Raw genomic sequence first — 23,512 nt, 5'->3', positions numbered from 1 at the left:
GCGTCCTAAACGTAAGGTATCCCGGTGAATATTCAGGCTCTTCTCTCAGAAAAAGTCAGTCAGGCTATGATCGCGGCAGGCGCGCCCGCCGATTGCGAACCTCAGGTTCGTCAGTCAGCAAAAGTCCAGTTTGGCGACTATCAGGCTAACGGTGTAATGGCAGTGGCTAAAAAACTGGGCATGGCGCCGCGACAACTGGCTGAGCAGGTTCTGTCTCATCTCTCACTCGACGGGATTGCCAACAAAGTTGAAATCGCCGGGCCGGGTTTTATCAATATCTTCCTCGCGCCGGAATTTCTCGCCGCGGAAGTTAACCAGGCACTGAAATCTGAACGCCTGGGCGTAACGCAGCCGCAGCCGCAGACCATTGTGATTGACTACTCTGCGCCAAACGTGGCGAAAGAGATGCACGTTGGCCATCTGCGCTCAACCATTATTGGCGATGCCTCCGTACGTACGCTGGAATTCCTCGGCCACAACGTTATTCGCGCGAACCACGTTGGTGACTGGGGCACGCAGTTCGGCATGCTGATTGCGTATCTTGAGCTAAAGCAGCAGGAAAATGCCGGAGAAATGGCGCTGGCTGATCTGGAAGGTTTCTACCGCGAAGCGAAAAAACATTACGACGAAGATGCCGCCTTCGCTGAGCGTGCGCGCGGCTATGTCGTAAAACTGCAGGGCGGCGATGAATACTGCCGTGAAATGTGGCGCAAGCTGGTTGACATCACCATGAGTCAGAACCAGCAAACCTATGAGCGCTTAAACGTTACCCTGACGCGCAAAGATGTGATGGGCGAAAGCCTCTACAACCCGATGCTGCCTGGCATCGTTGCCGACCTGAAAGCTAAAGGCCTGGCGGTAGAAAGTGAAGGCGCTACCGTGGTGTTCCTTGATGAGTACAAAAACAAGGAAGGCGAACCGATGGGCGTCATCATCCAGAAGAAGGATGGCGGCTACCTCTACACCACCACCGATATCGCCTGCGCCAAATACCGTTATGAAACGCTGCATGCCGATCGCGTGCTCTACTACATTGATTCCCGTCAGCACCAGCATCTGATGCAGGCGTGGACTATCGTGCGCAAAGCCGGTTATGTGCCGGATTCCGTGCCGCTGGAACACCATATGTTCGGCATGATGCTGGGCAAAGATGGCAAACCATTTAAAACACGTGCTGGCGGTACGGTGAAACTCGCCGATCTGCTGGACGAAGCGCTGGAGCGTGCCCGTCGTCTGGTTGCCGAGAAAAACCCGGAAATGCCGGCAGACGAGCTGGAAAAACTGGCCAACGCGGTAGGCATCGGCGCGGTGAAATACGCGGATCTGTCAAAGAACCGTACCACCGACTACGTTTTCGACTGGGATAACATGCTGGCATTTGAAGGCAATACCGCACCGTATATGCAGTATGCCTACACGCGCGTACTCTCCGTGTTCCGCAAAGCGGGTCTTGAAGAGAGCGTGCTGGAGAATGCACCGGTTACCATCGGCGAAGAGCGCGAATCACAACTGGCAGCCCGCCTGCTGCAATTTGAAGAGACGCTGAATGTTGTGGCTCGTGAAGGGACACCGCACGTGATGTGCGCCTACCTGTACGATCTGGCCGGTCTGTTTTCCGGTTTCTATGAGCACTGCCCGATTCTCTCCGCCGGGGATGAAGAGGTGCGCAACAGCCGTCTGAAACTGGCGCTGCTGACGGCGAAAACGCTGAAGCTGGGGCTGGATACGCTGGGTATTGAAACCGTCGACAGAATGTAAAAAAAATCGTCCGCCTCAACGGAGGCGGACTGTTTGTTACAATCTGGCTAAGATTGAACAGACGCGCATATACAATAAATGACAGAGTTAACAATAACAGGATGTTTATTTCAAAGAGCAATCACTATCATGACGATAATATGGTTCAGATCTCACTAATCGAGTGGATAGCTAATTCATTGTCAAATGACTCATATATAACGACCTTGACCAGGGAAACCTCTACTGACTGGGAATGAATAAAAGTGCGTTGAGCAATATAAGCGTACAAATGGCCAGCAACCAGTTGACTGCCAATATACATTAGCGGCAAATATTTCGCTCCGACGATCCCTTCAAACGCCGTTATAAACCGGGATACCTGATCTTTCGTCATTCCCTTTTCATTGATGTTCACCGCAGGGTCAATAATATAGCCACCCACTATTTCACCCATTTCCACCTCCTTGTTTTACGTATTAGATAAATCTCAAACACAAATTAAAAGTAGACGATACAGAATCCATACAGTGTGTGCTTAATCACATTTTTATTAATAACGAATAAATAATGTCATTATTCACACGGTGAATGTTTTTATTAATTGCATTCAGATTAATTATTCGCAATATGAAAAAATGATCGGATTATTCCAGATAGAAAACCGCTCACCATAAGCAGGAGCGGTTTTTATTTTACGCATAACGAACTCAGAAATATTTACGCAAATATTCCGTCAGGCAGAGCATGGCCATCGCCTGACCATAGGGCATAGAGGTGAGCGGGATCTGGCGGTAGAACTCCAGATTACTGCCCATGCCGGTACCGAACGAAACCTGCAACAGCTCCCCTTCCGGCGAAATATTGCCAACGATCGCTTTGACCGCGTTTTCTGCCACCTCAGAATAATCAGCACTGACATAGCGTTTACGCAGCGCTTTCAGAATACCGTAGGCAAACCCTGCGGTAGCCGACGCCTCCAGATAGGAATCGGCATCGTCCAGCAGTGTATGCCACAACCCGCTCTCATGCTGACACTGCGCCAGTGCGGCGATTTGCGCATTCAGCACCTGCACCAGATAGCGGCGCACCGCGTTATTTTCCGGCAGATCCACCAGCTCAAGAAAATCCGGGATCACGATGGTCAGCCAGCTATTGCCGCGCGCCCAGCGCGCTTTGGCAAAGTTATGTAGCCCCTCGTAGTTCCAGCCGTGGAACCACAACCCGGTTTCCCGATCCATCAAATTTTGCACATGCAGCAGAAATTGATAGACCGCCTCTTCCACATAGTCCGGACGATTGAGCAGTTTACCGATCTTCGCCAATGGCAGTACCGTCATCATCAGGGTGTCGTCCCACATCTGCTGGTGATTCTCTTCCGCCAGCGTAATATGCTGCATACCGCCGTGATCGGTGCGTGGCATCTCGTTCATCGCCCACTCCGCCCAACTCTCCAGCCATGGCAAGTACGTTGGATTGCGCGTCTCTTCATAGCGGTACGCCAGTGTCAGGAACGGCGCCATGGTGTTGACGTTTTTGGTAGTTGCGCCTTCTGCAAAACGGTCGGCGAACCAGCTATCAATCACCTCGCGAACGCTCTCATCTCCGGTCTGGCGGTAATACTGATACATTCCGTACAGCCCGACGCCGTGCGTCCACTCCCAGCCAGCCCAGCCTTTGGTGTCAATCACGCGGCCATCATCCAGCCGGAGTAAAAATTCGCCACTGGTATCGTGAATGTTGACCAGATTGTGGGTAACCTTGCGAATCAACGCCTTCAGTTCATCACGGGCGATAAAACGCTCCGGCTGCCGCAGTAACGGGCTGTGTTTGACAGGCCAAACCTTCATATTCTTAACCTCAGTTGTAAGTCGATTTCAGTGACGCGTCTTTCAGGGAGGGCGCGGCAGGTTTATTACGATTCAGATAGCCGATATTGTTATTGCCCCACAGGGATTCGTATGGCATTCCCGCCAGCATCTCGACCGTTTCCCGCGCCTGCGGGGTAATGCATTCCGGCATCGCACGGCCGCTCTGGCGCATTTTTGCCGTCTCTTCACGCAGCACGCTGTGCGTTTTCAGATTCAGCCTGAAGTGCAAGGAAACGAGGAAACCGCAGCACAGCACGGCGATAGTGCCAAAGCACATGATCAGCAGAATGGTATGGCTCACTTCCGCCGCCTGGGTTTTCTGCCCGGAGACAAAGCCGGATGCCTGCATCACGATCCCCACCAGCATCACCGCACCGGCCTGCGAGGCTTTGCGCGTCAGCGTCATGATGCCAGCGAAAATCCCTTCACGACGCTGACCAGTGACCACTTCGTCAATGTCAGCGATATAGGTGTAGGTATTCCACGGCACATAGTTGATACCGCCGCGCCCCAGCCCTGCAACGGCAGAAACCAGCAGCAACAGCGAGTACACATCGCTCAAACCGGTGTAATAAAGCACGGCGTAAGACGCGGCACTCAGACCGAACAGCACCACCACCATGCGGTAAGACGGTGCAGGCCCAAAACGAATACACAGCGGGATCATGGCGATAACCGCAATGAACTGGAATATCGCCATGGTGCCCATCAGGCTGGATGCCACCGAGGCTTCCTGCATCAACACGAACACCACGTAGTAAGTGAATACGGCGTTGAACACATCCTGCGCGATATAGCCGCCGAGATACATGCCCAGGTGCTGGCGGAAGATTTTGATACGCAGCGTTGAGCTCAGTTCGACAAACAGGCGGCTCAGACTCTGGCCGAGAGTAAGATGTTTCTTCTCCGCTTCCGCGCGCAGCGCCGCTTCTGTCCACTCTTCACGCGGGCGCTCCCAGGTGAAGCACCAGACAAACGTCAGCATCATCGCGCACATTACCGAGAACACCAGGCTGGCATAGAAGAAAGAGATCGGGTTGTCCTTGCCGAAATGCGTCAACAGGATCCCCGGCAGGAATGACGCCAGAATCGCTGACATTTGCGCCATTGAGATGCGCGCGCCGGAGAATTTGGTTTTCTGTTTGAAGTCATCGGTCATTTCTGGCACCAGCGTTTCATAGGGCACCAGAATCATGGTGTAGACCACATCAAACAGCAGATAGGTCAGCAGGTAATACCAAAAACTCATGTCCCCTACCCACATGATTGAGTAGCTGAACACACAAGGAATACCCAGCAGGATAAAGAATTTGCGGCGACCAAAGCGCTTACCCAGCCAGGTCGTACCGAAGTTATCGGTCAAAAAGCCCATCAGCGGACTCACAACTGCATCCAGCACCCTTGCGGCTGCAAAGATAAATGTCGCTTCGATCGGTGTCAGACCACAAAAGGTTGTGTAGAAATAGAGTAACCATGCTGCGGTCAACGCGGTCGTGCCCGCTCCCAGAAAATCGCCAGAACCGTAGGCGAGGTAATTAACCAGTCCAATTTTACGTGTTTTCATTGCCGTCAACCCTGTTCATTATTGGGGACCTTTGACAATCCGGCTTAGCCAAAGGAATTTCTTACACGGCTAAAGTAAGAGGATGTGCAACAGGAAACCTTTCTGTTTCTGCCAGCAAAAAGGCGTAACTGGCAAAAATGCAAAGAGTGTCGATACGCGCATCACTGATTTATAAAACAGCGTTTCTAATGCTTCAAAAGGCGTGGTCAAAAATGAGTGGCAGATAGCAAAATCCCGCTCTGATGGCGGGATCGAAGGCTAAAAAAACAGCTAAGCGATTGAGTTTATTGCCAGCGAAGCGGCTAGCTTTTGGCAGGCTGACGGTAATTCACAATGACCTGGTTACTGCGGACGTTCAGCGGCGGCCACAAACGCCCGCCGCCCGGTACTTCCCAGACAAAACGCAATTGTTCAGCAGCGGGTACATCCGCCAAACCTCGCGTTGAACCACTCTGGCCATCGAGCGCCACGCAGCGCGTCTGCGAACAGAGACGCACCAGCAATCCCGCTGGCGTCGGGCCGTTCAGCTCATAGCGCCAGGAGACTTCCGTTATCAGACCATCGACCGGCTGCGTTGGCCCTAATGGCCGTGACGACGCCGCTACGCCCCGGTTATCCAGCCGGATGCCAATGCTGCTGGCTTGCCAGGCACCTTCACCCGCCGCGCAGGCGAACAACGGCAGCGCGACGATCAGCAGGATGAGATAACGCATTATTTACCCCCGATGGTTGCGGTCATGCGGATATGGCGATTGTCGGACATCTCCATATTCGACATCACCACCAGCTGCGGCAGGCTACGACGCAGGAAACGCGCCAGTAACGGACGCAGGGCATGGTTGACCAGCAGCACCGGAGGCGCGCCGAGCATCTCCTGACGCGCCAGCGCTTCCTGAGTCTGCTCCAGTAAACGGTCGGCCAGCCCCGGCTCCAGGCCACCACCGCCCTGCAGTGCTTGCAGCAGCAGACGTTCCAGCGGCGTATCAAGGCCAATCACCTGCACTTCATCATTACCCGGGAACCACTGCTGCGTAATCGCACGGCCGAGCGCTACGCGCACCACCGCGGTGAGTTCGTGCGGGTCGGTTTGCAGCGGCGCGTGCTCCGCCAGCGTTTCGAGAATGGTGCGCATATCGCGAATCGGCACTCTCTCCGCCAGCAGGTTTTGCAACACTTTGTGCAGCGTGGTCAGCGTCACCACGCCCGGCACTAAATCTTCGGTCAGCTTCGGCATCTCCTGGCTTACGCGATCAAGCAGTTGCTGCGCTTCCTGTCGGCCAAACAGTTCCGCCGAGAACTGACCAATCAGGTGGTTGAGGTGCGTGGCTACCACGGTACTCGCTTCCACCACGGTAAAGCCCTGGATTTGCGCCTGCTCTTTCAACGCACTTTCGATCCAGATTGCTGCCAGACCAAAAGCCGGATCGACAGTCTGCTCGCCCGGCAGCGAACCGGCTGCCGTACCTGGGTTAATCGCCAGCCAGCGGCCCGGATAGGCTTCGCCGCTGCCAATTTCCACCCCTTTCATCAGAATACGGTAACGCGCGGGCGGCAGATCCATGTTGTCGCGAATATGTACCACCGGCGGCAGGAAGCCCATGTCCTGAGCAAATTTCTTACGAATACTGCGGATACGTCCCAGCAACTCGCCGTCCTGCTGGAAATCCACCATCGGGATCAAGCGGTAACCCACTTCCATACCGAGGGAATCTTCCAGTTGCACATCATTCCAGGTCGCTTCTACGGCCTGCGTGTTTTCCGGGGCTTTCACTGGTACCGCGTCGACAGGTGCCTCCTGTTGACGTCCGCGCAACCACCAGGCAAGCCCGAGCAGCGCGGCGGTAAACAGCAGGAAGACAAAGTTCGGCATGCCAGGCACCATCCCCAACAGACCGAGGACACCGGCGCTCAGCAACATGACGCGCGGGTTCGAGAAGAGTTGCCCAACCATCTGCTGGCCGACATCTTCGTCGGTGCTGACACGCGTAACGATAACGCCCGCGGCGGTTGAAATAACCAACGCCGGGATCTGCGCGACAAGGCCATCACCGATAGTCAACAGCGTATAGCTCTCCGCTGCATCGCCCATCGACAGGCCATGTTGCAGCACACCCACCAGCAGACCACCGATGACGTTGATCACCATGATCAGAATACCGGCGATGGCATCACCACGAACGAACTTACTCGCACCGTCCATGGAACCGTAGAAATCGGCTTCCTGCGTCACTTCCGAACGACGGCGTTTCGCCTCATCTTCACCGATGATCCCGGCGTTAAGGTCGGCATCGATCGCCATCTGCTTACCGGGCATCCCGTCGAGCACGAAGCGCGCGCCCACTTCCGCGATACGTCCTGCACCTTTGGTGATAACCATAAAGTTGATGATCACGAGGATGACGAACACCACGATACCAATGGCAAAGTTACCGCCGACCAGGAAGTGGCCGAAGGCTTCAACCACGCGCCCTGCGGCGGCGGCACCGGTGTGCCCGTCCATCAAAATGATACGCGTGGAGGCGACGTTGAGTGCCAGGCGCAGCAAAGTGGTAAACAGCAGAATGGTCGGGAAAGCAGCGAATTCGAGCGTACGCTGGGTGAACATCGCCACCAGCAGCACCATGATCGACAGCGCGATATTAAAGGTAAACAGCAGGTCGAGGACAAACGCCGGCAGCGGCAGCACCATCATCGACAAAATAAGCAAAATGAGCACAGGCCCGGCAAGCACTTGCCATTGGGTCGATTTCAGATTGCTGGGCAGACGCAGCATTGCTACCAGATTAGCCATCAGTGTCCTTCTCGTTCATAAAATCCAGCGCTTCAGGCACCGGAAGATTCTCAGGTTTAACAGGTCGTTGTCCGCCTGACAGTCGCCAGCGTTTCAACTGCCATACCCACGCCAGCACTTCGGCTACCGCCGCATAAAGCTGACCTGGGATCTGCTGTCCAATTTCCGCATGACGGAAAAGCGCACGCGCCAGTGGCGGTGCTTCCAGAATCGGTACGCGATTTTCCGTACCCAACTCGCGAATACGCAGCGCCACCAGACCGGAGCCTTTTGCCACCACTTTCGGCGCGCTCATTTTATTTTCGTCATATTGCAGCGCGACGGCATAGTGCGTCGGGTTGGTGACAATCACATCGGCTTTCGGTACATCGGCCATCATGCGGCGGCGAGCGGCGGCTCGCTGCATCTGGCGGATGCGACTTTTGATATGCGGGTCGCCTTCGCTCTGTTTAAATTCGTCACGAATGTCCTGGCGTGACATGCGCAATTTTTTCATATGGCTGTAGATCTGCCAGAAAACGTCAAAACCGACCATCGGGATGATGCTCAGCGACACCAGCAGCGCACACAACCCGGCCAGATTAAGGGCGCTGGCCATGGCGGTTAACGGCGATTCGCTCATCAGGCGCATCATATCCGGCCAGTGATGCCAGACGAATATCCCGGCGACGCTGCCCATCAGCAGGGCTTTCATTAACGCTTTAAACAGTTCAGCGCCAACCTGGGAGGAAAACAGACGTCCAAGACCGCTCAGCGGATTGAGCTTGGAAAAATTAAACGCCAGCGACTTGGTGCTGAAAACCAGCCCACCCAACATTACCGGCGCAATCAGCGCGATAATCACCACGCCAGTCAACAGCGGCAGCATCCCCATCAGCGCCGTTTTCAGCATCATGATCACCTGCCCAACAAATAGCCCCGGATCATTGATGATTTTATGATCGAAGCGCAGCCCGGAAGAGAGCGCCATCGATAACCGTCGACCAAACATCTCGCCGCCAAACCACAGAATGCAAACACCCACCAGCATCACCAGCAGTGATGTCAGCTCTTTTGATCGGGGGATTTGCCCTTCTTCACGCGCCTTTTCTAGTCGGTGCGCTGTGGGGGCTTCTGTTTTGTCTTCGTTGTCTTCAGAGGCCACGGCCTGCATCCACGGATTACGGGTTTGACAACATATTGCCAGAGTCAAGGGTATCTAATGGGCAGAGTAAGGCATAAAAACAAGGGGTTTTCGCCATTTGAATTGCCCTTCAGGATTCATCCACGCGCCCGAAACGAGGACAAAACAGCAATACCCTGTGAAAAATCCTGCCTAAACACCGTTTTTTGTCGGCCTGTCCTGATTGTTAACGACTGAACAGAATTGCAGGTAATCTCCTTTATAATGGTCGACTTCGCATATAACCCTGCACGGACGTGACTTTTTATGCCAGCACAATCGGACCGAACATCGCATACTGCGGTGTGCATCGCGGCGTTTGTTATCTATTACAGCCTGTTCTATTTCGCTATTTTCATTCCGGGTTTTATGCGTCTTTACCAAAATGGCCTTGACGGCCCGTTTCTGCATGGCGCCCTGTTGCTCCCCTGCTCGTTGCTGCTGTGGCGTTATTACGGAAGGCACTATGACGGGCTGCTGCCTTTCGGCACGCTGGCGTGGCAAAACCTTGCCGCGCCGCTGCTGGCGCTGCTGGCGATGCTGGTAATGGAAAAGCTGTTCCAGCAGCCTGAGCCGTGGCTGGACTCCCTGGAAGGGTATACGGGGTTAACCCGTTGGGCGTGGGTATTCACCGCCTGTCTGATAGCCCCGGTGAGTGAAGAGATTATTTTTCGCGGCTTTTTGCTCAATGCCAGCCTGGGATGGGGAAAAGTGCCGCAACAAGTCGGTATTGTGCTGACATCTTTATTGTTTGCCGCCATTCATATGCAATATCAGGCGCCGCTCACCTTTATTCAGTTGTTTATTTTTTCTGCGCTGTTGTGTGTTGTCCGGCTCGGGACAGGCGGGCTGCTGATACCAATAGTGCTGCATGCGCTGTCGAATCTCTTCGCAGTGGGCGATATCTTCCTGCAATAAAAAAAGGAAGGTTTCCCTTCCCTTTTTCGTGGGTTCGCTGACTTCACCTTCAGGCTGTCTGAAGGTGAATGTGCCGACAAATCAGAAGCCGAGGCTGTCCAGCAGGTCGTCCACCTGGTCCTGGCTTGCCACCACGCCCGCTTTGGTGGCGTCGAGCTGAGGGCCATTGAGCAGGCTGTCGTTTTCGCGTTTCGGGCGCGCAGACTGCTCCGGGATGTTTTCCAGCAGCACCATCAGCAACTGGCGTTCGATCTCCTGGATAACGTCCATCATGCGCTTGATCACCTGACCGGTAAGATCCTGGAAATCCTGCGCCATCATGATGTCCAACAACTGGGCGTTGGTGAAGCTGGTATGACCCGGAATTTCACCGAGGAACTTGCGGGTATCAGTCACCAGTTCACGGGCGTCTGCCAGTTCAATTGGGTTCTCGAACCACTCGTCCCAGCGCTTGCTCAGCGCTTTTGAATTTTTTTCCATCTCATCCTGGTGAGGCTGAGAGGCTTCCACGCTGTTCAGCGCGCGCTCGGCGGCCTGCGCCGTCATCTGGACCACATAATCCAGGCGATCGCGCGCATCCGGAATCGCTTCCGCTGCTTCGGCAATCGCTTGATCCAGGCCCAACTCGCGCAGACTATCGCGCAGCATGCGCGTCAGGCTACCGATGCGGGCAATAATGTCGCTGGGAGAATGCTCTTCAGAAGGTTTTATTGAAGGTTGCAACATAGTCCGGTCCTCACATGCCAAGTTTCTCGAAGATCTTACCGAGCTTCTCTTCCAGGGTGGCTGCGGTGAACGGTTTCACCACGTAGCCACTTGCACCAGCCTGCGCCGCCGCAATGATGTTCTCTTTTTTCGCTTCAGCCGTCACCATCAGCACCGGCATGGAAGCCATGTTGCTATCGGCACGGATGGTCTTCAGCAGTTCCAGACCATCCATATTTGGCATGTTCCAGTCGGAGATGACAAAACCAAAACCACCGGTCTGCAATTTGTTCAGCGCATCAACACCGTCTTCCGCCTCTTCGACGTTGTTGAATCCCAGCTCTTTCAGCAGGTTGCGCACAATGCGACGCATGGTGGAAAAGTCATCCACAACCAAAAACTTAAGCTCTTTATCCGCCATAAAAAATTACTCCTGGTTCAAATACGTATTGCCTGTCCGGCACTGATTTTCGCCAGCATCTGCTGGCTTACCTGGCTAAGATCGACCACTTCGCTGACGCCACCCATATTGATGGCCTCACGCGGCATGCCGAACACCACACAACTTGCTTCGTTTTGCGCGATGGTCCAGGCTCCCGCCTGGTACATTGCTAACATTCCCGCCGCGCCATCGTTGCCCATCCCCGTAAGGATCACGCCTACGGCGTTGCGCCCCGCATGTTTCGCGACCGAATGAAACAGTACGTCCACCGACGGACGGTGCCGGTTAACTGGCGGTCCATCGTGGATCTTAATCTGATAGTTTGCCCCGCTACGCGCGAGCTCCATATGCTTATCGCCCGGAGCAATATACGCGTGTCCCGGCAGAACGCGCTCACCATCTTCCGCTTCCTTGACGCTGATCTGGCAGAGCTTGTTCAAACGCTCAGCAAATGAGCGGGTAAAGCCCGGCGGCATATGCTGAGTGATTAGAATACCCGGACTTGAGAGCGGCAATGGCTGGAGTACATGACGAATTGCCTCTGTTCCTCCGGTTGACGCCCCAATGACCAGCAATTTTTCCGAGCTGAGCAGCGGGCCAGCCTTCAGCAGCGCCGGCGCTTCCATCGTTTTATGCGCAGCAATACGCGCACGCGAAGCGGTGCGCACTTTCTCAGCAATCATTTCGCTGTAGGCCAGCATGCCTTCACGAATGCCGATTTGCGGTTTGGTGACGAAATCAATCGCCCCCAGCTCCAGCGCACGCAGCGTCACTTCCGAGCCTTTACCGGTCAGCGAGGAAACCATCACCACCGGCATTGGCCGCAGACGCATTAATTTCTCAAGAAAATCCAACCCATCCATGCGTGGCATTTCTACATCCAGCGTTAAGACATCCGGGTTGAATTTTTTGATTAGATCCCGGGCGACCAACGGGTCTGGCGCCGTCGCCACCATCTCCATATCGCTGTGGCTATTGATAATTTCTGTCATGATCTGGCGCATCAATGCGGAATCATCGACGGACAACACCCTGATTTTACTCATGCTTTATCCTTACTCAGCGCATAAACAGTCTGCCCACGGAGGCTGAACTCGCGCACGAGGTTGCTGAAGTTCTCCGAATGCCCGGCAAACAGTAATCCGTCCGGCTTAAGCAGCGGAGCAAAACGATGCAGAATGTCCTGTTGCGTCGTTTTATCAAAATAAATCATTACGTTACGGCAAAAAATTGCGTCAAAAGGCCCCGGCACGTTGTACTGCTTATCCAGCAGGTTCACCGTGGTGAATTCGACGTAATTCGCCAGTTCTTGCCGTACACGTACCAGCCCGGCATGCGGGCCGGTTCCACGCATAAAATAGCGTTGCATCTGCTGTGGCGAGAGGGTCTTCAACTCGTCCTGGCGATAAATACCGCTGCGTGCTTTTTCCAGCACTTCGGTGTCGATATCGCTGGCAAACACTTTCCAGCGACCCGGCGCCATGCCCAGCGCATCGGCAAGAGTAATCGCCAGCGAGTAAGGTTCTTCGCCGGTAGAGGCCGCGGCACTCCATACGCGGTATTCACCCGTGCGCTTACGCGCATGCTCAGCCAGTACCGGAAAGTGATGCGCTTCCCGGAAAAATGCGGTGAGATTGGTGGTCAGCGAGTTGATAAACGCTTGCCACTCGGCGCTGTTCTGGTTCGCTTCGAGCATGCTCAGATAGCGACCAAAATCATCCAACCCCAGCGTGCGTAAACGGCGAACAAGGCGGTTGTACACCATGTCGCGTTTATGGTCCGCAAGAACGATCCCCGCACGCTGGTAGATCAATTGACATATCCGACGGAAATGCGCATCGGACAGCGCCAGGCGCTGTGTCATCTGTTGCAGTATTGATGACGTTTGCCCTGTGGGCAGTGATGATGTCATAGCGCCTTCTCAACCAGGTTAATTTCAGGATGCAGCAGGCACGGCTTTGGGCGGTGCCACTTCGGGTAATGCAATGTGCTCTTCAATCTTAAATACAGCCACTAACGAGGTCAGGTTATCCGCCTGGTTTGCCAGTTGATCGGTCGCGGAAGCGGCCTCTTCTACCAGCGCCGCGTTCTGCTGTGTGACCTGATCCATCTGGCTGACCGCCAGCGCAACCTGCTCAATGCCACGACGCTGTTCATCCGACGCAGAGGCAATTTCGCCCATAATGTCGTTGACCTGCGTCACCGAGCGGACGATTTCCGTCATCGTCTGCGCGGCGGTATCCACCAGCGCTGAACCCTGCTGAACACGGGATACTGACTCTTCAATCAGACCTTTAATCTCTTTTGCCGCCTGGGCGCTGCGGCTGGCCAGGTTACGCACTTCCCCTGCCACCACGGCAAATCCCCGGCCCTGCTCGCCCGCACGCGCCGCTTCCACTGCGGCGTTCAGCGCGAGGATATTGGTCTGAAACGCGATGCCATCAATCACGCTGATGATATCGCCGATTTTTTGCGAGCTGCCGGCAATCTCCTGCATGGTACTCGCCACGCTGGTGGTTTGCTGCCCGCCTTTTCTCGCGGTTTCCGCCGCGCTCTGCGCCAGACCGGAAGCCTGACGCGCGTTGTCGGCGTTCTGCCCGACCGTCGCGGTCAACTGCTCCATGCTGGCTGCGGTTTGCGCCAGCGAAGCGGCCTGCTGTTCAGTGCGCGCCGATAAATCATTGTTGCCTGAAGCAATCTCCGAAATACCGGTATGCATAGCATAACTGCCCTGCCGAACATCGCTGACCGTAGTACGCAGCGCTGCCTGCATTTTTTTCAGGCTGGCGAAGATCGCCGAAATTTCATTACGCCCATAAACGGCAATCGGCTGCGCCAAATTGCCTGCTGCGATGCTGTCAAAGTGGCTGCTGATAATCGCCAGCGGCTGAACAATCATCTTGCGCGACCAGAACAGCGCGATGCTGGTAATCAGCGCCGCAAGGATCACCACCGCAATAAAAATGGCCGCCGAACGGTGATAATTACTTTCGCTGTCCTGCCGTGCCTGCTCGGCAAACTCGTTAATGTGCTTTTCCCACGCGTTAAAATTCGCGTCAAACTGGTCCTGCGACTCCTTCACCGGCGCGGTCATAAAATCTGATAGCTGGTTATTTTCAAGCCAGGTGGCCTGATGCTCCAGATCGCTGCGCCATGCGGCATACGTCGCTTTCGTCCCGTCCTGCAATTTCTGCCCCACAGGCGTTATTGCGGCAATGCCCAGAAACTCTTTCTCTTTCTCATCTGCCAGCTTCAGGCTGGCTTTTGCCCGTGTCATCAGAGCTTTAATATCATCCGGCGGATAACTTAATGCCGTGAGCGTACCCGCTTTATTCAGCAATGTGCTCGCTTCAAGCAGCGTGGCCCGAATTTGCATCAGCGCGCTGCGTTGATGGTTGCTGTTCGCTACTTCCTGTAAATGCGATGTGCTTTGTTTAAAAGCCCAGAAGGACAATCCGTTACTGCCGACCTGCAAAATGCCACACACAATCAAAATCAAAAAAAGTGTTGTCGAGATACGAATACGATTAAACATTAACGCCCCATCTGGCGGAAAAATGTCCGCGGTTAAGAACTGCTAAAATGTTTCCCAGTTATCTTCTTGTCCGGTTGCAAGTTGGCGACTCCGCGCCGGGGTCTTAGCGCTGCCTGCTGCCGGAGTTAAGGCACGCTGCGCCGGTTTGCCGGATACAGAAGAAAGGCGGAAAGCAGATACCGCCATCGTCAATCGACTGGCTTGTTCTTCTAAGGCAGCGGCTGCGGCTGCCGATTGTTGTACCAGTGACGCATTCTGTTGCGTGACGCGATCCATCTCGGATACCGCCAGCGCAACCTGATCGATGCCACGGCTCTGTTCGTCCGATGCCGAGGCGATCTCACCCATGATGTCGTTAACACGCGTGACGGCGTTAACAATGTCCGACATGGTTTCACCGGCACTCTCTACAAGCACTGAGCCGGTATCCACGCGGGAAACAGAATCTTCAATTAAGGTTTTAATCTCTTTCGCCGCCTGGGCACTGCGGCTGGCCAGATTACGAACTTCACCGGCAACAACGGCAAAGCCGCGCCCCTGCTCGCCGGCGCGCGCCGCTTCTACTGCCGCGTTCAGCGCCAGGATATTGGTCTGGAAGGCAATACCGTCAATCACACCAATAATGTCAGCGATCTTCTGCGAACTGGTGGCGATATCGTGCATGGTTTTCACCACGCCATCGACGACTTTACCGCCGCGCTCGGCGGTTTCCGACGCACTTTGCGCCAGCAGCGAAGCCTGACGGGCGTTGTCAGCGTTCTGCTTAACCGTCGCCGTCAACTCTTCCATGCTGGCAGCGGTCTGCTCCAGCGCCGAGGCTTGTTCTTCAGTACGCGAGGAGAGATCGTTATTTCCGGCAGCAATTTCGCTGGTGCCGGAGTAAATGGCATCCGAACCCTGGCGCACATTGGTAACGGTATCGATTAACGCGTTCTGCATATGATCGACGCTTTGCGCCAGTTCGGTCATTTCGCTGCGACCGGCAATCGTCAGTGTATGCGTCAGGTTACCGCCCGCGATTTCGCGGATATGAGCGATGACCGATGACAATGGCGACAACAGAATACGGCGGATCCCATACCAGACGCCGGTCAGTACAATCAGCAAGGCCAGCGCCAGAACCGCCATCTGCCATTTCGCAAAGGTGTAATCGCTGACGCTCTGCTCCCAGGCATTACGGTAGAGGCTGTCGCTCAGTGCAGCATATTTTGCCATCGCGTCACCGAGGGCGTTTTGCATCCCTTGAGTCGGTTGCGCCATAAAGGCGTTGATATTGCCGCTCTCCAGAAACTGAACCAGCTCCGTCAACGCAGCATTATAGGTACGATATTTCTCATCCAGCGCCTGCCGCGCCGCATCCATTTCCGGCAGCGATGGCATGTTATGAAAGGCGTCGTAATGTTTTGCTGCTTCCGCCAGCGAGGCTTTCGCGCTGTTCAACAGGTCGGTTTTGGCGCTGCTCTGCTGGTTGCCTGGGTCGAGCAACATACGCGCCGACGAGCGGCTCAGGTTGATGCGCGTTTGCAGCATTAATTCCCAGGCTTTTCCCAGTTCAGTTTGTTGCATACGCAGGTCATTAGAAGCAGCAAAACTCTGCTGGTTTTGCTTAAGGGAAGAGAAAAAAAGTCCCCCGGATACGAGCTGCAACAGGGCAAACACTGCCAGCACACTCATCAGCAGAGTAACGACGCGGATACGGTTCAACATGCAACACCTTTTCGATATGTTCTTAATGGTGTTATCGGCATGCGGCCAGGGAACTTTACATTTGCGAAAGGGAATTAAATAGTAACTTGAAATGCAATGTTCGCGGTCAGGGTATCACTCGATCTTTCCTGCAGCGGCGTGGTCTGCGTTGTAAGGTGCAGTCAGTTAACGTTAATGTCGCACCGATAGCGGTTTAATGACTGAGAAATCGCAAAACAAACGACTATGTAAAAGAGGTATTTTTTGTCAGTAAAAATAACGAATTAGAAGAATTGGACGCGTTGTCCAGTGGTAATGAAGGATAAACAAAATAACCGACAAAAAAGTGTATAAAAAAAGCGGATGACCGGTGAGTCATCCGCTCTTGTATGGCGGTTACGCGACGTGCGTTGCCGCGATGTCCAGCAGCGCCATCTCTTCGCTGTTGAGCAGTTTTTCAATGTTCACCAGAATCAGCATCCGGTCGCCAAGCGCACCGAGGCCGGTCAGGTATTCGGTGGACAGGGTGACGGCGAATTCCGGCGCCGGGCGGATCTGGTCCGATGCCAGGGAAAGCACATCAGAGACACCATCCACTACGATGCCAACCACACGCTGTCCCAGATTCAGGACGATAACCACGGTGTTGTCATCATACTCGACGTCGCCCTGGCTGAACTTCACGCGCAGGTCAACAATCGGCACGATCACGCCACGCAGGTTGGTCACGCCTTTGATAAAGTCCGGGGTATTGGCGATACGGGTCACCTGATCGTAGCCACGAATTTCCTGCACTTTGAGAATATCGATGCCGTACTCTTCATCGCCCAGAGTGAATACCAGGAATTCCTGTCCTGACGGCTCGCCAGCCAGTTTTGCTACATTACTCATACCGGTCATGTTTTATACCTTCTACTTAATCAGGCGGCTGTGTGCGCCATACGATGTTCACGATTCAACCCCTGCAACGCTGACACATCCACGATCAGCGCAACACTACCATCGCCCAGGATGGTGGCGGCAGAAATACCCGGCACTTTGCGATAGTTGCTTTCCAGGTTTTTCACCACAACCTGGTGCTGACCGATCAACTGATCAACCAGCAGCGCATAGCGACGACCTGCGCTCTGCAGAATAACGACAATCCCCTGCGTGGCCTCAGTTTTCGCCCCCATCACGTCAAACACTTTCCACAACTCAACCAGCGGCAGGTATTCACCACGTACTTCCAGTACGCGCTCACCACCGGCCAGCGGATGCAGATCTTCTTCACGCGGTTGCAGCGACTCCATCACCGCGTTCAGCGGCAGAATGAAGACTTCGTTGTTCACTTTTACTGACATCCCGTCGAGGATTGCCAGCGTCAGCGGCAGCAGGATACGAATCGTCGTGCCAGAGCCTTGTTTGGATTTTATTTCAACGTGGCCACCCATTTCCTGGATGTTACGTTTTACCACGTCCATGCCCACGCCGCGGCCGGAAACGTCGGTAACCTGCTCTGCGGTTGAGAAGCCCGGGGCAAAAATCAGCATGCCGACTTCTTCATCGGTCATGTTTTCGTTGACCGCCATTCCCTGCGAAATCGCTTTCGCCAGGATACGCTCGCGGTTAAGACCAGCACCGTCGTCAGTCACTTCGATGCAGATATTTCCGCCCTGGTGTTCCGCCGAAAGAATCAGGTTACCGATAGGCGATTTACCGGCTTCGACACGTTTTTGTGGGGTTTCAATACCGTGGTCGAGGCTGTTACGCACCAGGTGCGTTAACGGGTCAATGATGCGCTCGATCAGGCTCTTATCCAGTTCCGTCGAGCTACCTTGCAGAGTCAGTTCAACCTGTTTATCCAGCTTGCTCGCCAGATCGCGCACCAGACGCGGGAAGCGGCTAAAGACATATTCCATCGGCATCATACGGATGGACATCACCGATTCCTGCAGGTCACGAGCGTTGCGCTGCAACTGGCTCATGCTGGTGATCAGATCGCCGTGTGTGACCGGATCCAGCTCATTGGAGCGCTGAGCCAGCATCGACTGGGTGATCACCAGTTCGCCGACCAGGTTAATTAGCTGGTCAACTTTTTCAACCGCCACACGGATACTGGTTGATTCGCTGGCACGCGCCGGTTTTTCACGAGCTGCCGGTTGTTCTTTCGCGACCGCTTTCAGCGCCGGAGCCGCTGGTTTCTCCGCCGGAACCGCAACAGGCGCTGGCGCTTCAACCACTTGCGCAACCGCTTCAACTGCTGCAGGCGCGGGGGCTGTCTCTGCGGTGGGTTTTTCGAACGCAATTTGATCGGCTTCGATGACGAAGCACAATACCGCGATAATATCGTCTTCGCTGACGCCGCCATCAAGCGTCACGCTCAGGGTATCAGTCCCCTTCACTACGTCGCTCAACGTTCCGAGGTTACCCAACTCTTCTTCCAGCAGTGCAACTTCGCTCTCTTTCAGGCGAGACAGGACGATGCGCAGTTTGCCGTCGCTTTCGGCAGCTGGCGCAGCAGCGGTTTCGGACTCCAGCGCAGTATCCACAACGGAGAGTTTTGCACCATTTGCAGGGGCAGCAACGACCTCTCCTTTTGCTTCCAGCGCCAGTTGGCGCAGGGCATTGCAGATATATTCAAAGCTGGCGGCGTCTGGCTCTTGCGAGCTTTTATAAGCGTCGAGCTGTTCCTGCATAATATCTTTGGTTTCCAAAAACAGGTTGATAATGTCGGTGTTAAGCTGCATTTCGCCACGCCGGGCCTCATCAAGCAGGTTCTCCATCAGGTGTGTGGTTTCCTGCAGGATGGTAAAACCAAATGTACCTGCGCCTCCTTTAATAGAGTGCGCCGCACGAAAGATGGCGTTGAGCTGTTCCGAATCCGGCGCTTCAGGCACCAGATCCAGCAAATGTTGTTCCATATCAGCCAACAACTCGTCGGCCTCATCGAAGAATGTCTGATAAAAATCACTAATATCCATGCTCACGCTATCACCTCGGATTGGCTTGTGGCGATGTGGGAACTGTTGCCGGAGCCGCCGGTGTGGATGCAGGTGCTGCTCCGACCGCAGGTTCTGGCTGTGTAATCGCGCTTATTGGCGCACTCTCGCTTTCGGCATTCTCATGCAGAATGGCTTCTTCAGTCTGTTTGTTGAGTACCAAAAGACTGATTCGGCGGTTGATTGCTTCATTCGGACCTCTGTCCGCAAGGCGCATTGTTGCCGCCATACCTACAACCCGAAGAATTTTGCCATTATCCAGCCCACCGGCAACCAGCTCACGGCGCGATGCGTTTGCACGATCGGCGGAAAGTTCCCAGTTGCTGTACCCTCTTTCGCCATTGGCGTAAGGGAAATCATCGGTGTGGCCCGAAAGGCTCACTTTGTTAGGGATGCCATTCAGTACTGGCGCAATAGCACGCAAAATATCGCGCATATAAGGTTCGACTTCCGCGCTGCCGGTTTTAAACATCGGCCGGTTCTGGCTGTCGATAATCTGAATACGCAACCCTTCCTGCACCAGATCGATTTTCAGGTGCGGACGCAGCGCGCGCAGTTTGGGATCGGCTTCGATTAACTGATCCAGATCGCCACGCAACTTACTCAGCCGCGACTGCTCCATGCGTTTTTTCAAATCGTCAATATTGGGCTGTTTTTGCACTTCGCCCTGTTGCTGTGTGTAGTCATCGCCACCGCCCGGAATCGGGCTTTCGCTGTTTGAAATTCGCTGCCCACCCGTAATTGCGGTTGCTAACGGCGTACGGAAATACTCCGCAATCTGAATAAGTTCTTTCGGGCTGGAGATGGAGATCAACCACATCACCAGGAAGAACGCCATCATCGCCGTCATAAAGTCGGCGTAGGCAATCTTCCAGGAGCCGTGCGCTCCACCGCCATGACCTTTATGTTTTTTTCGTCTGACTACGACGATCGGATGGGACTGGTTTTTCATGCGTCCTCGGTCGTGGTCTGTTGGTTAGGATTTCTGACCGCACGGACGTGTTCATCCAGTTCGATAAACGACGGACGTTCGCTGGAGTACAGCGTTTTACGACCAAACTCGACCGCAATTGGCGGTGCATAACCGTTAAGATTCGACAGCAAGGTGATCTTGACGCACTGCATCATTTTGGCGGTTTCCGCACTCTTCTGGCGTAGAACGCTGGCCAGCGGGGAGATAAAACCGTACGCCAACAGGATGCCGAGGAAGGTTCCCACCATCGCATGTGCAATCAGCGCACCGAGTTCAGCCGCCGGACGATCGGCGGAGGCCAGCGCGTGCACCACCCCCATCACCGCCGCAACGATACCGAACGCGGGCAGCGAATCGCCCACCATCGCCAGCGCATTTGCCGGCACTTCGGCTTCGCTTTCGTGCGTTTCGATCTCTTCGTCCATCAGCGCTTCAATTTCAAAGGTGTTCATGTTGCCGCTGATGATCAGGCGCAGATAATCGACAATAAATTCAAGCATCGTCGCATCCGCAAGAATACGTGGATAGCTGGCGAAAATTTCGCTCTCTTTCGGATTCTCAATATCTCTTTCGAGCGAGAACATCCCTTGCTGACGCGATTTCGCCATCAGGCGGTAAAGCAGAGCCAGCAAATCCATATACATGCTTTTGGTGTATTTCGAACGACGAAACAGCAAAGGCATGGCTTTCATCGTACCTTTGATCGCTTTGCCATTGTTACCAACGATGAATGCACCTACCCCCGCGCCACCGATGATGATCAGTTCAGACGGTTGATAAAGTGCCCCAAGTTCTCCGCCGGTCATCATATAACCGCCAAAGACTGCACCAAGAACAACCAGGTAACCTAATACGATAAGCACGACATCATCCTTCTGCTAATGACTAAGGCTCGGGATAAACATTTCAGAGGGTTAAACCGAATTTCAGGCAAAAAAAAGCAGCGGCATTACTGCACCGCTGCTGGAGTGTTTTCCACCTGTTTCGGTCAAACAGCCTGTTCGATCTGTTCATCCAGCAGTTGTGGAATAATATCGGCAGCATCCCGGGAAAGTTTACGTCTTTTTACCGCGCGGGACGGCGGCTGGCATAAACTACAGGCAAAGCTACCAACAGGCTGGTGTGCGTGCGTAATAAAATTACCGTCACAGCAATTACAGCGAGACAACTCCAGCATTCCGCTTTCCACGAAACGAACCAGTGTCCAGGCGCGAGTCAGCGCCAGCAGCGGCCCATCATCGTTATGAGGGCATTGTTCCAGATAGAGTTTGTACGCTTTGATGACTGCATCAACGCCGCTGCACAGGCCTGTTTTTAACAAAAACTGCCAGGCGTTACAGAACATGGACGCATGAATATTCTGCTCCCAGGTCATAAACCAGTCAGTGGAGAATGGCAGCATGCCTTTAGGCGGCGGGCTACCACGTAACTCTTTGTAGAGTTTAATAAGACGACCACGACTAAGCTGTGTCTCACTCTCCAGCATCTGTAAACGTGCACCCAGCGAAATCAGTTCCATTGCTAACTGAATATCGCGGGCTTCCTGAACAATGCTTTTCTCGCCCATGGTTAAGCCCTTTTCTTTCTTGCCGCATCGCCGGTCTGTGAAGACTCATTCAGCAGGCGGGTTGAAAGTAAAATCCCGGTGTGGACTTGCTGTAAATCATCCACGCGTGATTCCTGGGTCAGACGAGTAATAGTCTGGTGATTGTCAAAACGGAACTGGCAGATAAGCTGATTGGTTTCAGCCAGTTTCACCATTTGTGGAAGGGTTAATTCACCCAGTGTGTTCGCCATCTCTTCGTTAATGCCAAGACGGAACATTGCGGACGCTTTGTCCTGGCTAATCAAACGCTGAGCAAGAAGCAAATACGACAAGTTAATGTCATACACATGTTTCAGCAACTCGGATGTATGCATTTTTCCCATCCCGAATAACCAACTTGTATCTTATGCGGCTGAGCCGCACCCCGTGATGTCGCCGGAAAAAACCGGTATAAAAAAGAAAGGCTAAATGCATAACTGACTTAGGATCTCGCACTCGCGGCACTTCGCTCAAATGTAATGGCCTTGATACGCGCTTAATCATTTCTTACAAAGAACTAAGATTTTTCCTAATTCGACGCAACTGTACTCGTAGGTGCTGACACATACAATCTGACCCGGACAAAAATTTGAAATTTTTGTGATCTGCGTCACAAAATTTAACGGATTATGGGTAATAAATCTATCAGTCCCGCTTGTGATTTGATGCTTTTTTGTTCTGTCAGTCGCTTTTTTTATTCCATTTGGCCGAATACTCATGCAAAACTGCGGCTCCAGCCATCAACTGGTCTGAGGAGTGACGTTTTGCAACATTCATCGTTACCAAAACGTTTCTATTGCAGATATACAATCAAAAAAGCATATAAAACAACAAATTAAGCTTTCAGGGTCGCTAATTAATTACTATGGGCAATCATTTCAAAATTGTTAGTCATTATGATTGATAGTTTAACAATTTGATCTTAAATTCTTTAAATTTTAGATAAGATTTTAAAATCGGTTAAATGCAGGAATATGCATTAAAGTCTTAGCATAAGAATAATTAATGAATATTTATGATAACCTTCACATCCCCGCAATAATCCTGGGTTGCACTGAGTTCAGAAACAGAGTAATGGTGAGAAAAAATTGATTTGTCGTGGAGAGTGAGAAATGCAATATGCTCATCTTCTGGTCGCTGTTGCGGTGACGCCCGAAAGCCGGCGTTTACTGGCCAAAGCCATTGATATTGCCCGCCCTTTCAATGCCCGCATCTCCCTTATTACCTTAGCTTCCGATCCTGAACTCTATAACCAGCTTGCCGCTCCGATGATGGAAAATGTCCGTGAAGTGTTGCAGGAAGAGACGCAACAATTTCTGGATCAACTCATTAGCGAGGCCGGATACCCTATCGAGCAGGCGCTCATCGCATCAGGCGCATTAAGCGAACATATTCTGCATACCTGCCGTACACAGGGCATCGATTTAGTGGTCTGCGGCAATCACAATCAAACGTTCCTCGCCCGCGCAGCGTGTGCGGCAAAGAGCATCGTTCATGCCAGTGAAGTGGATGTTTTATTGGTGCCTTTAGGAGCGTGAAGCGCTCCTGCTGTCGCAGGAGCG

General features: G+C 53.5%; 21 protein-coding genes. 3 read left to right on the top strand and 18 right to left on the bottom strand.

What is annotated here, in order from left to right; translation table 11 throughout:
• Positions 1 to 24 precede the first annotated feature (24 nt).
• Positions 25 to 1,758: an arginine--tRNA ligase gene (argS, locus tag CWM66_RS10625; RefSeq protein ID WP_007371569.1), complete on the top strand. Its 1,734-nt coding sequence runs from the start codon at positions 25 to 27 to the stop codon at positions 1,756 to 1,758.
• A 145-nt stretch (positions 1,759 to 1,903) separates the two neighbouring features.
• On the opposite strand, the gene CWM66_RS10620 is transcribed toward argS, so the two are convergent.
• From CWM66_RS10620 to flhB, 6 genes are all read right to left on the bottom strand, one after another.
• A complete protein-coding gene (locus CWM66_RS10620) occupies positions 1,904 to 2,194 on the bottom strand; it encodes a hypothetical protein (RefSeq protein WP_007371568.1) in 291 nt (96 codons plus the stop codon).
• A 253-nt stretch (positions 2,195 to 2,447) separates the two neighbouring features.
• Positions 2,448 to 3,587 carry a glycoside hydrolase family 105 protein gene (locus CWM66_RS10615; RefSeq protein ID WP_007371567.1) on the bottom strand — a complete coding sequence of 380 codons (1,140 nt, stop codon included), beginning with the start codon at positions 3,585 to 3,587 and terminating at the stop codon, positions 2,448 to 2,450.
• Positions 3,588 to 3,597: 10 nt separating this feature from the next.
• Positions 3,598 to 5,172 carry an MFS transporter gene (locus tag CWM66_RS10610; protein WP_007371566.1) on the bottom strand — a complete coding sequence of 525 codons (1,575 nt, stop codon included), beginning with the start codon at positions 5,170 to 5,172 and terminating at the stop codon, positions 3,598 to 3,600.
• 302 nt (positions 5,173 to 5,474) lie between these two features.
• Positions 5,475 to 5,885 carry a flagellar protein FlhE gene (locus CWM66_RS10605; protein WP_007371564.1) on the bottom strand — a complete coding sequence of 137 codons (411 nt, stop codon included), beginning with the start codon at positions 5,883 to 5,885 and terminating at the stop codon, positions 5,475 to 5,477.
• Complete coding sequence (flhA, locus tag CWM66_RS10600; protein WP_007371563.1) at positions 5,885 to 7,963, bottom strand: flagellar biosynthesis protein FlhA; 2,079 nt, start codon at positions 7,961 to 7,963, stop codon at positions 5,885 to 5,887. The genes CWM66_RS10605 and flhA overlap by 1 nt, the downstream gene beginning before the upstream one ends.
• Positions 7,956 to 9,116 carry a flagellar biosynthesis protein FlhB gene (gene flhB, locus CWM66_RS10595; RefSeq protein WP_202626125.1) on the bottom strand — a complete coding sequence of 387 codons (1,161 nt, stop codon included), beginning with the start codon at positions 9,114 to 9,116 and terminating at the stop codon, positions 7,956 to 7,958. Before flhB ends, flhA begins: the two co-directional genes overlap by 8 nt.
• 276 nt (positions 9,117 to 9,392) lie before the next feature.
• Between flhB and CWM66_RS10590 the strand changes: the two genes are divergently transcribed.
• The gene (locus tag CWM66_RS10590) at positions 9,393 to 10,043 is read left to right on the top strand and encodes a CPBP family intramembrane glutamic endopeptidase (RefSeq protein WP_199200040.1); all 651 of its coding nucleotides are present in this window, start codon (positions 9,393 to 9,395) and stop codon (positions 10,041 to 10,043) included.
• An 81-nt stretch (positions 10,044 to 10,124) separates the two neighbouring features.
• On the opposite strand, the gene cheZ is transcribed toward CWM66_RS10590, so the two are convergent.
• The 12 genes from cheZ to flhD form a co-directional block, all read right to left on the bottom strand.
• Positions 10,125 to 10,769 carry a protein phosphatase CheZ gene (gene cheZ / locus CWM66_RS10585; protein ID WP_007371560.1) on the bottom strand — a complete coding sequence of 215 codons (645 nt, stop codon included), beginning with the start codon at positions 10,767 to 10,769 and terminating at the stop codon, positions 10,125 to 10,127.
• A gap of 10 nt (positions 10,770 to 10,779) precedes the next feature.
• A complete protein-coding gene (gene cheY / locus CWM66_RS10580) occupies positions 10,780 to 11,169 on the bottom strand; it encodes a chemotaxis response regulator CheY (protein WP_007371559.1) in 390 nt (129 codons plus the stop codon).
• A 17-nt stretch (positions 11,170 to 11,186) separates the two neighbouring features.
• Positions 11,187 to 12,236, bottom strand: coding sequence for a chemotaxis response regulator protein-glutamate methylesterase (locus CWM66_RS10575; RefSeq protein ID WP_007371558.1), 1,050 nt, complete (start codon positions 12,234 to 12,236; stop codon positions 11,187 to 11,189).
• On the bottom strand, positions 12,233 to 13,102 hold the full coding sequence (gene cheR, locus CWM66_RS10570; protein ID WP_007371557.1) for a protein-glutamate O-methyltransferase CheR: 870 nt from the start codon (positions 13,100 to 13,102) through the stop codon (positions 12,233 to 12,235). The genes CWM66_RS10575 and cheR overlap by 4 nt, the downstream gene beginning before the upstream one ends.
• 24 nt (positions 13,103 to 13,126) lie before the next feature.
• Complete coding sequence (gene tap, locus CWM66_RS10565; RefSeq protein WP_107146623.1) at positions 13,127 to 14,725, bottom strand: methyl-accepting chemotaxis protein IV; 1,599 nt, start codon at positions 14,723 to 14,725, stop codon at positions 13,127 to 13,129.
• A gap of 42 nt (positions 14,726 to 14,767) precedes the next feature.
• Positions 14,768 to 16,432, bottom strand: coding sequence for a methyl-accepting chemotaxis protein II (gene tar / locus CWM66_RS10560; RefSeq protein ID WP_007371555.1), 1,665 nt, complete (start codon positions 16,430 to 16,432; stop codon positions 14,768 to 14,770).
• 375 nt (positions 16,433 to 16,807) lie between these two features.
• Positions 16,808 to 17,311 (bottom strand): chemotaxis protein CheW, encoded by a 504-nt coding sequence (cheW, locus tag CWM66_RS10555; RefSeq protein ID WP_007371553.1) that lies wholly within the window; start codon positions 17,309 to 17,311, stop codon positions 16,808 to 16,810.
• A 20-nt stretch (positions 17,312 to 17,331) separates the two neighbouring features.
• Entirely contained in the window at positions 17,332 to 19,380 is a 2,049-nt protein-coding gene (cheA, locus tag CWM66_RS10550) for a chemotaxis protein CheA (RefSeq protein WP_071920983.1), read from the bottom strand.
• A gap of 4 nt (positions 19,381 to 19,384) precedes the next feature.
• On the bottom strand, positions 19,385 to 20,344 hold the full coding sequence (motB, locus tag CWM66_RS10545) for a flagellar motor protein MotB (protein WP_007371551.1): 960 nt from the start codon (positions 20,342 to 20,344) through the stop codon (positions 19,385 to 19,387).
• The gene (gene motA, locus CWM66_RS10540) at positions 20,341 to 21,228 is read right to left on the bottom strand and encodes a flagellar motor stator protein MotA (protein WP_007371550.1); all 888 of its coding nucleotides are present in this window, start codon (positions 21,226 to 21,228) and stop codon (positions 20,341 to 20,343) included. The genes motB and motA overlap by 4 nt, the downstream gene beginning before the upstream one ends.
• Positions 21,229 to 21,353: 125 nt before the next feature.
• Positions 21,354 to 21,932 (bottom strand): flagellar transcriptional regulator FlhC, encoded by a 579-nt coding sequence (gene flhC / locus CWM66_RS10535; RefSeq protein ID WP_007371549.1) that lies wholly within the window; start codon positions 21,930 to 21,932, stop codon positions 21,354 to 21,356.
• Positions 21,933 to 21,934: 2 nt separating this feature from the next.
• Positions 21,935 to 22,285, bottom strand: coding sequence for a flagellar transcriptional regulator FlhD (flhD, locus tag CWM66_RS10530; RefSeq protein WP_007371548.1), 351 nt, complete (start codon positions 22,283 to 22,285; stop codon positions 21,935 to 21,937).
• Positions 22,286 to 23,062: 777 nt separating this feature from the next.
• On the opposite strand from flhD, the gene uspC reads away from it, so the two are divergent.
• Positions 23,063 to 23,488, top strand: coding sequence for a universal stress protein UspC (gene uspC / locus CWM66_RS10525; protein WP_007371547.1), 426 nt, complete (start codon positions 23,063 to 23,065; stop codon positions 23,486 to 23,488).
• The last annotated feature ends 24 nt before the right edge of the window (positions 23,489 to 23,512 follow it).

The organism is Kosakonia sp. H7A (genome assembly GCF_003028445.1).
Lineage (GTDB): Bacteria > Pseudomonadota > Gammaproteobacteria > Enterobacterales > Enterobacteriaceae > Kosakonia > Kosakonia radicincitans.
Note: the sequence above shows the minus strand (reverse complement) of the source record. Positions and strands in the feature narration are given on the sequence as shown.

What these genes read in the sequence shown, in the direction of transcription:
- CWM66_RS10620 (WP_007371568.1), bottom strand. Translation starts at nt 2,194, where the DNA reads ATGGGTGAAATAGTGGGTGGCTATATTATTGACCCTGCGGTGAACATC.
- CWM66_RS10615 (WP_007371567.1), bottom strand. Translation starts at nt 3,587, where the DNA reads ATGAAGGTTTGGCCTGTCAAACACAGCCCGTTACTGCGGCAGCCGGAG.
- CWM66_RS10610 (WP_007371566.1), bottom strand. Translation starts at nt 5,172, where the DNA reads ATGAAAACACGTAAAATTGGACTGGTTAATTACCTCGCCTACGGTTCT.
- CWM66_RS10605 (WP_007371564.1), bottom strand. Translation starts at nt 5,885, where the DNA reads ATGCGTTATCTCATCCTGCTGATCGTCGCGCTGCCGTTGTTCGCCTGC.
- flhA (WP_007371563.1), bottom strand. Translation starts at nt 7,963, where the DNA reads ATGGCTAATCTGGTAGCAATGCTGCGTCTGCCCAGCAATCTGAAATCG.
- flhB (WP_202626125.1), bottom strand. Translation starts at nt 9,116, where the DNA reads ATGCAGGCCGTGGCCTCTGAAGACAACGAAGACAAAACAGAAGCCCCC.
- CWM66_RS10590 (WP_199200040.1), top strand. Translation starts at nt 9,393, where the DNA reads ATGCCAGCACAATCGGACCGAACATCGCATACTGCGGTGTGCATCGCG.
- cheZ (WP_007371560.1), bottom strand. Translation starts at nt 10,769, where the DNA reads ATGTTGCAACCTTCAATAAAACCTTCTGAAGAGCATTCTCCCAGCGAC.
- cheY (WP_007371559.1), bottom strand. Translation starts at nt 11,169, where the DNA reads ATGGCGGATAAAGAGCTTAAGTTTTTGGTTGTGGATGACTTTTCCACC.
- CWM66_RS10575 (WP_007371558.1), bottom strand. Translation starts at nt 12,236, where the DNA reads ATGAGTAAAATCAGGGTGTTGTCCGTCGATGATTCCGCATTGATGCGC.
- cheR (WP_007371557.1), bottom strand. Translation starts at nt 13,102, where the DNA reads ATGACATCATCACTGCCCACAGGGCAAACGTCATCAATACTGCAACAG.
- tap (WP_107146623.1), bottom strand. Translation starts at nt 14,725, where the DNA reads ATGTTTAATCGTATTCGTATCTCGACAACACTTTTTTTGATTTTGATT.
- tar (WP_007371555.1), bottom strand. Translation starts at nt 16,432, where the DNA reads ATGTTGAACCGTATCCGCGTCGTTACTCTGCTGATGAGTGTGCTGGCA.
- cheW (WP_007371553.1), bottom strand. Translation starts at nt 17,311, where the DNA reads ATGACCGGTATGAGTAATGTAGCAAAACTGGCTGGCGAGCCGTCAGGA.
- motB (WP_007371551.1), bottom strand. Translation starts at nt 20,344, where the DNA reads ATGAAAAACCAGTCCCATCCGATCGTCGTAGTCAGACGAAAAAAACAT.
- flhC (WP_007371549.1), bottom strand. Translation starts at nt 21,932, where the DNA reads ATGGGCGAGAAAAGCATTGTTCAGGAAGCCCGCGATATTCAGTTAGCA.
- flhD (WP_007371548.1), bottom strand. Translation starts at nt 22,285, where the DNA reads ATGCATACATCCGAGTTGCTGAAACATGTGTATGACATTAACTTGTCG.
- uspC (WP_007371547.1), top strand. Translation starts at nt 23,063, where the DNA reads ATGCAATATGCTCATCTTCTGGTCGCTGTTGCGGTGACGCCCGAAAGC.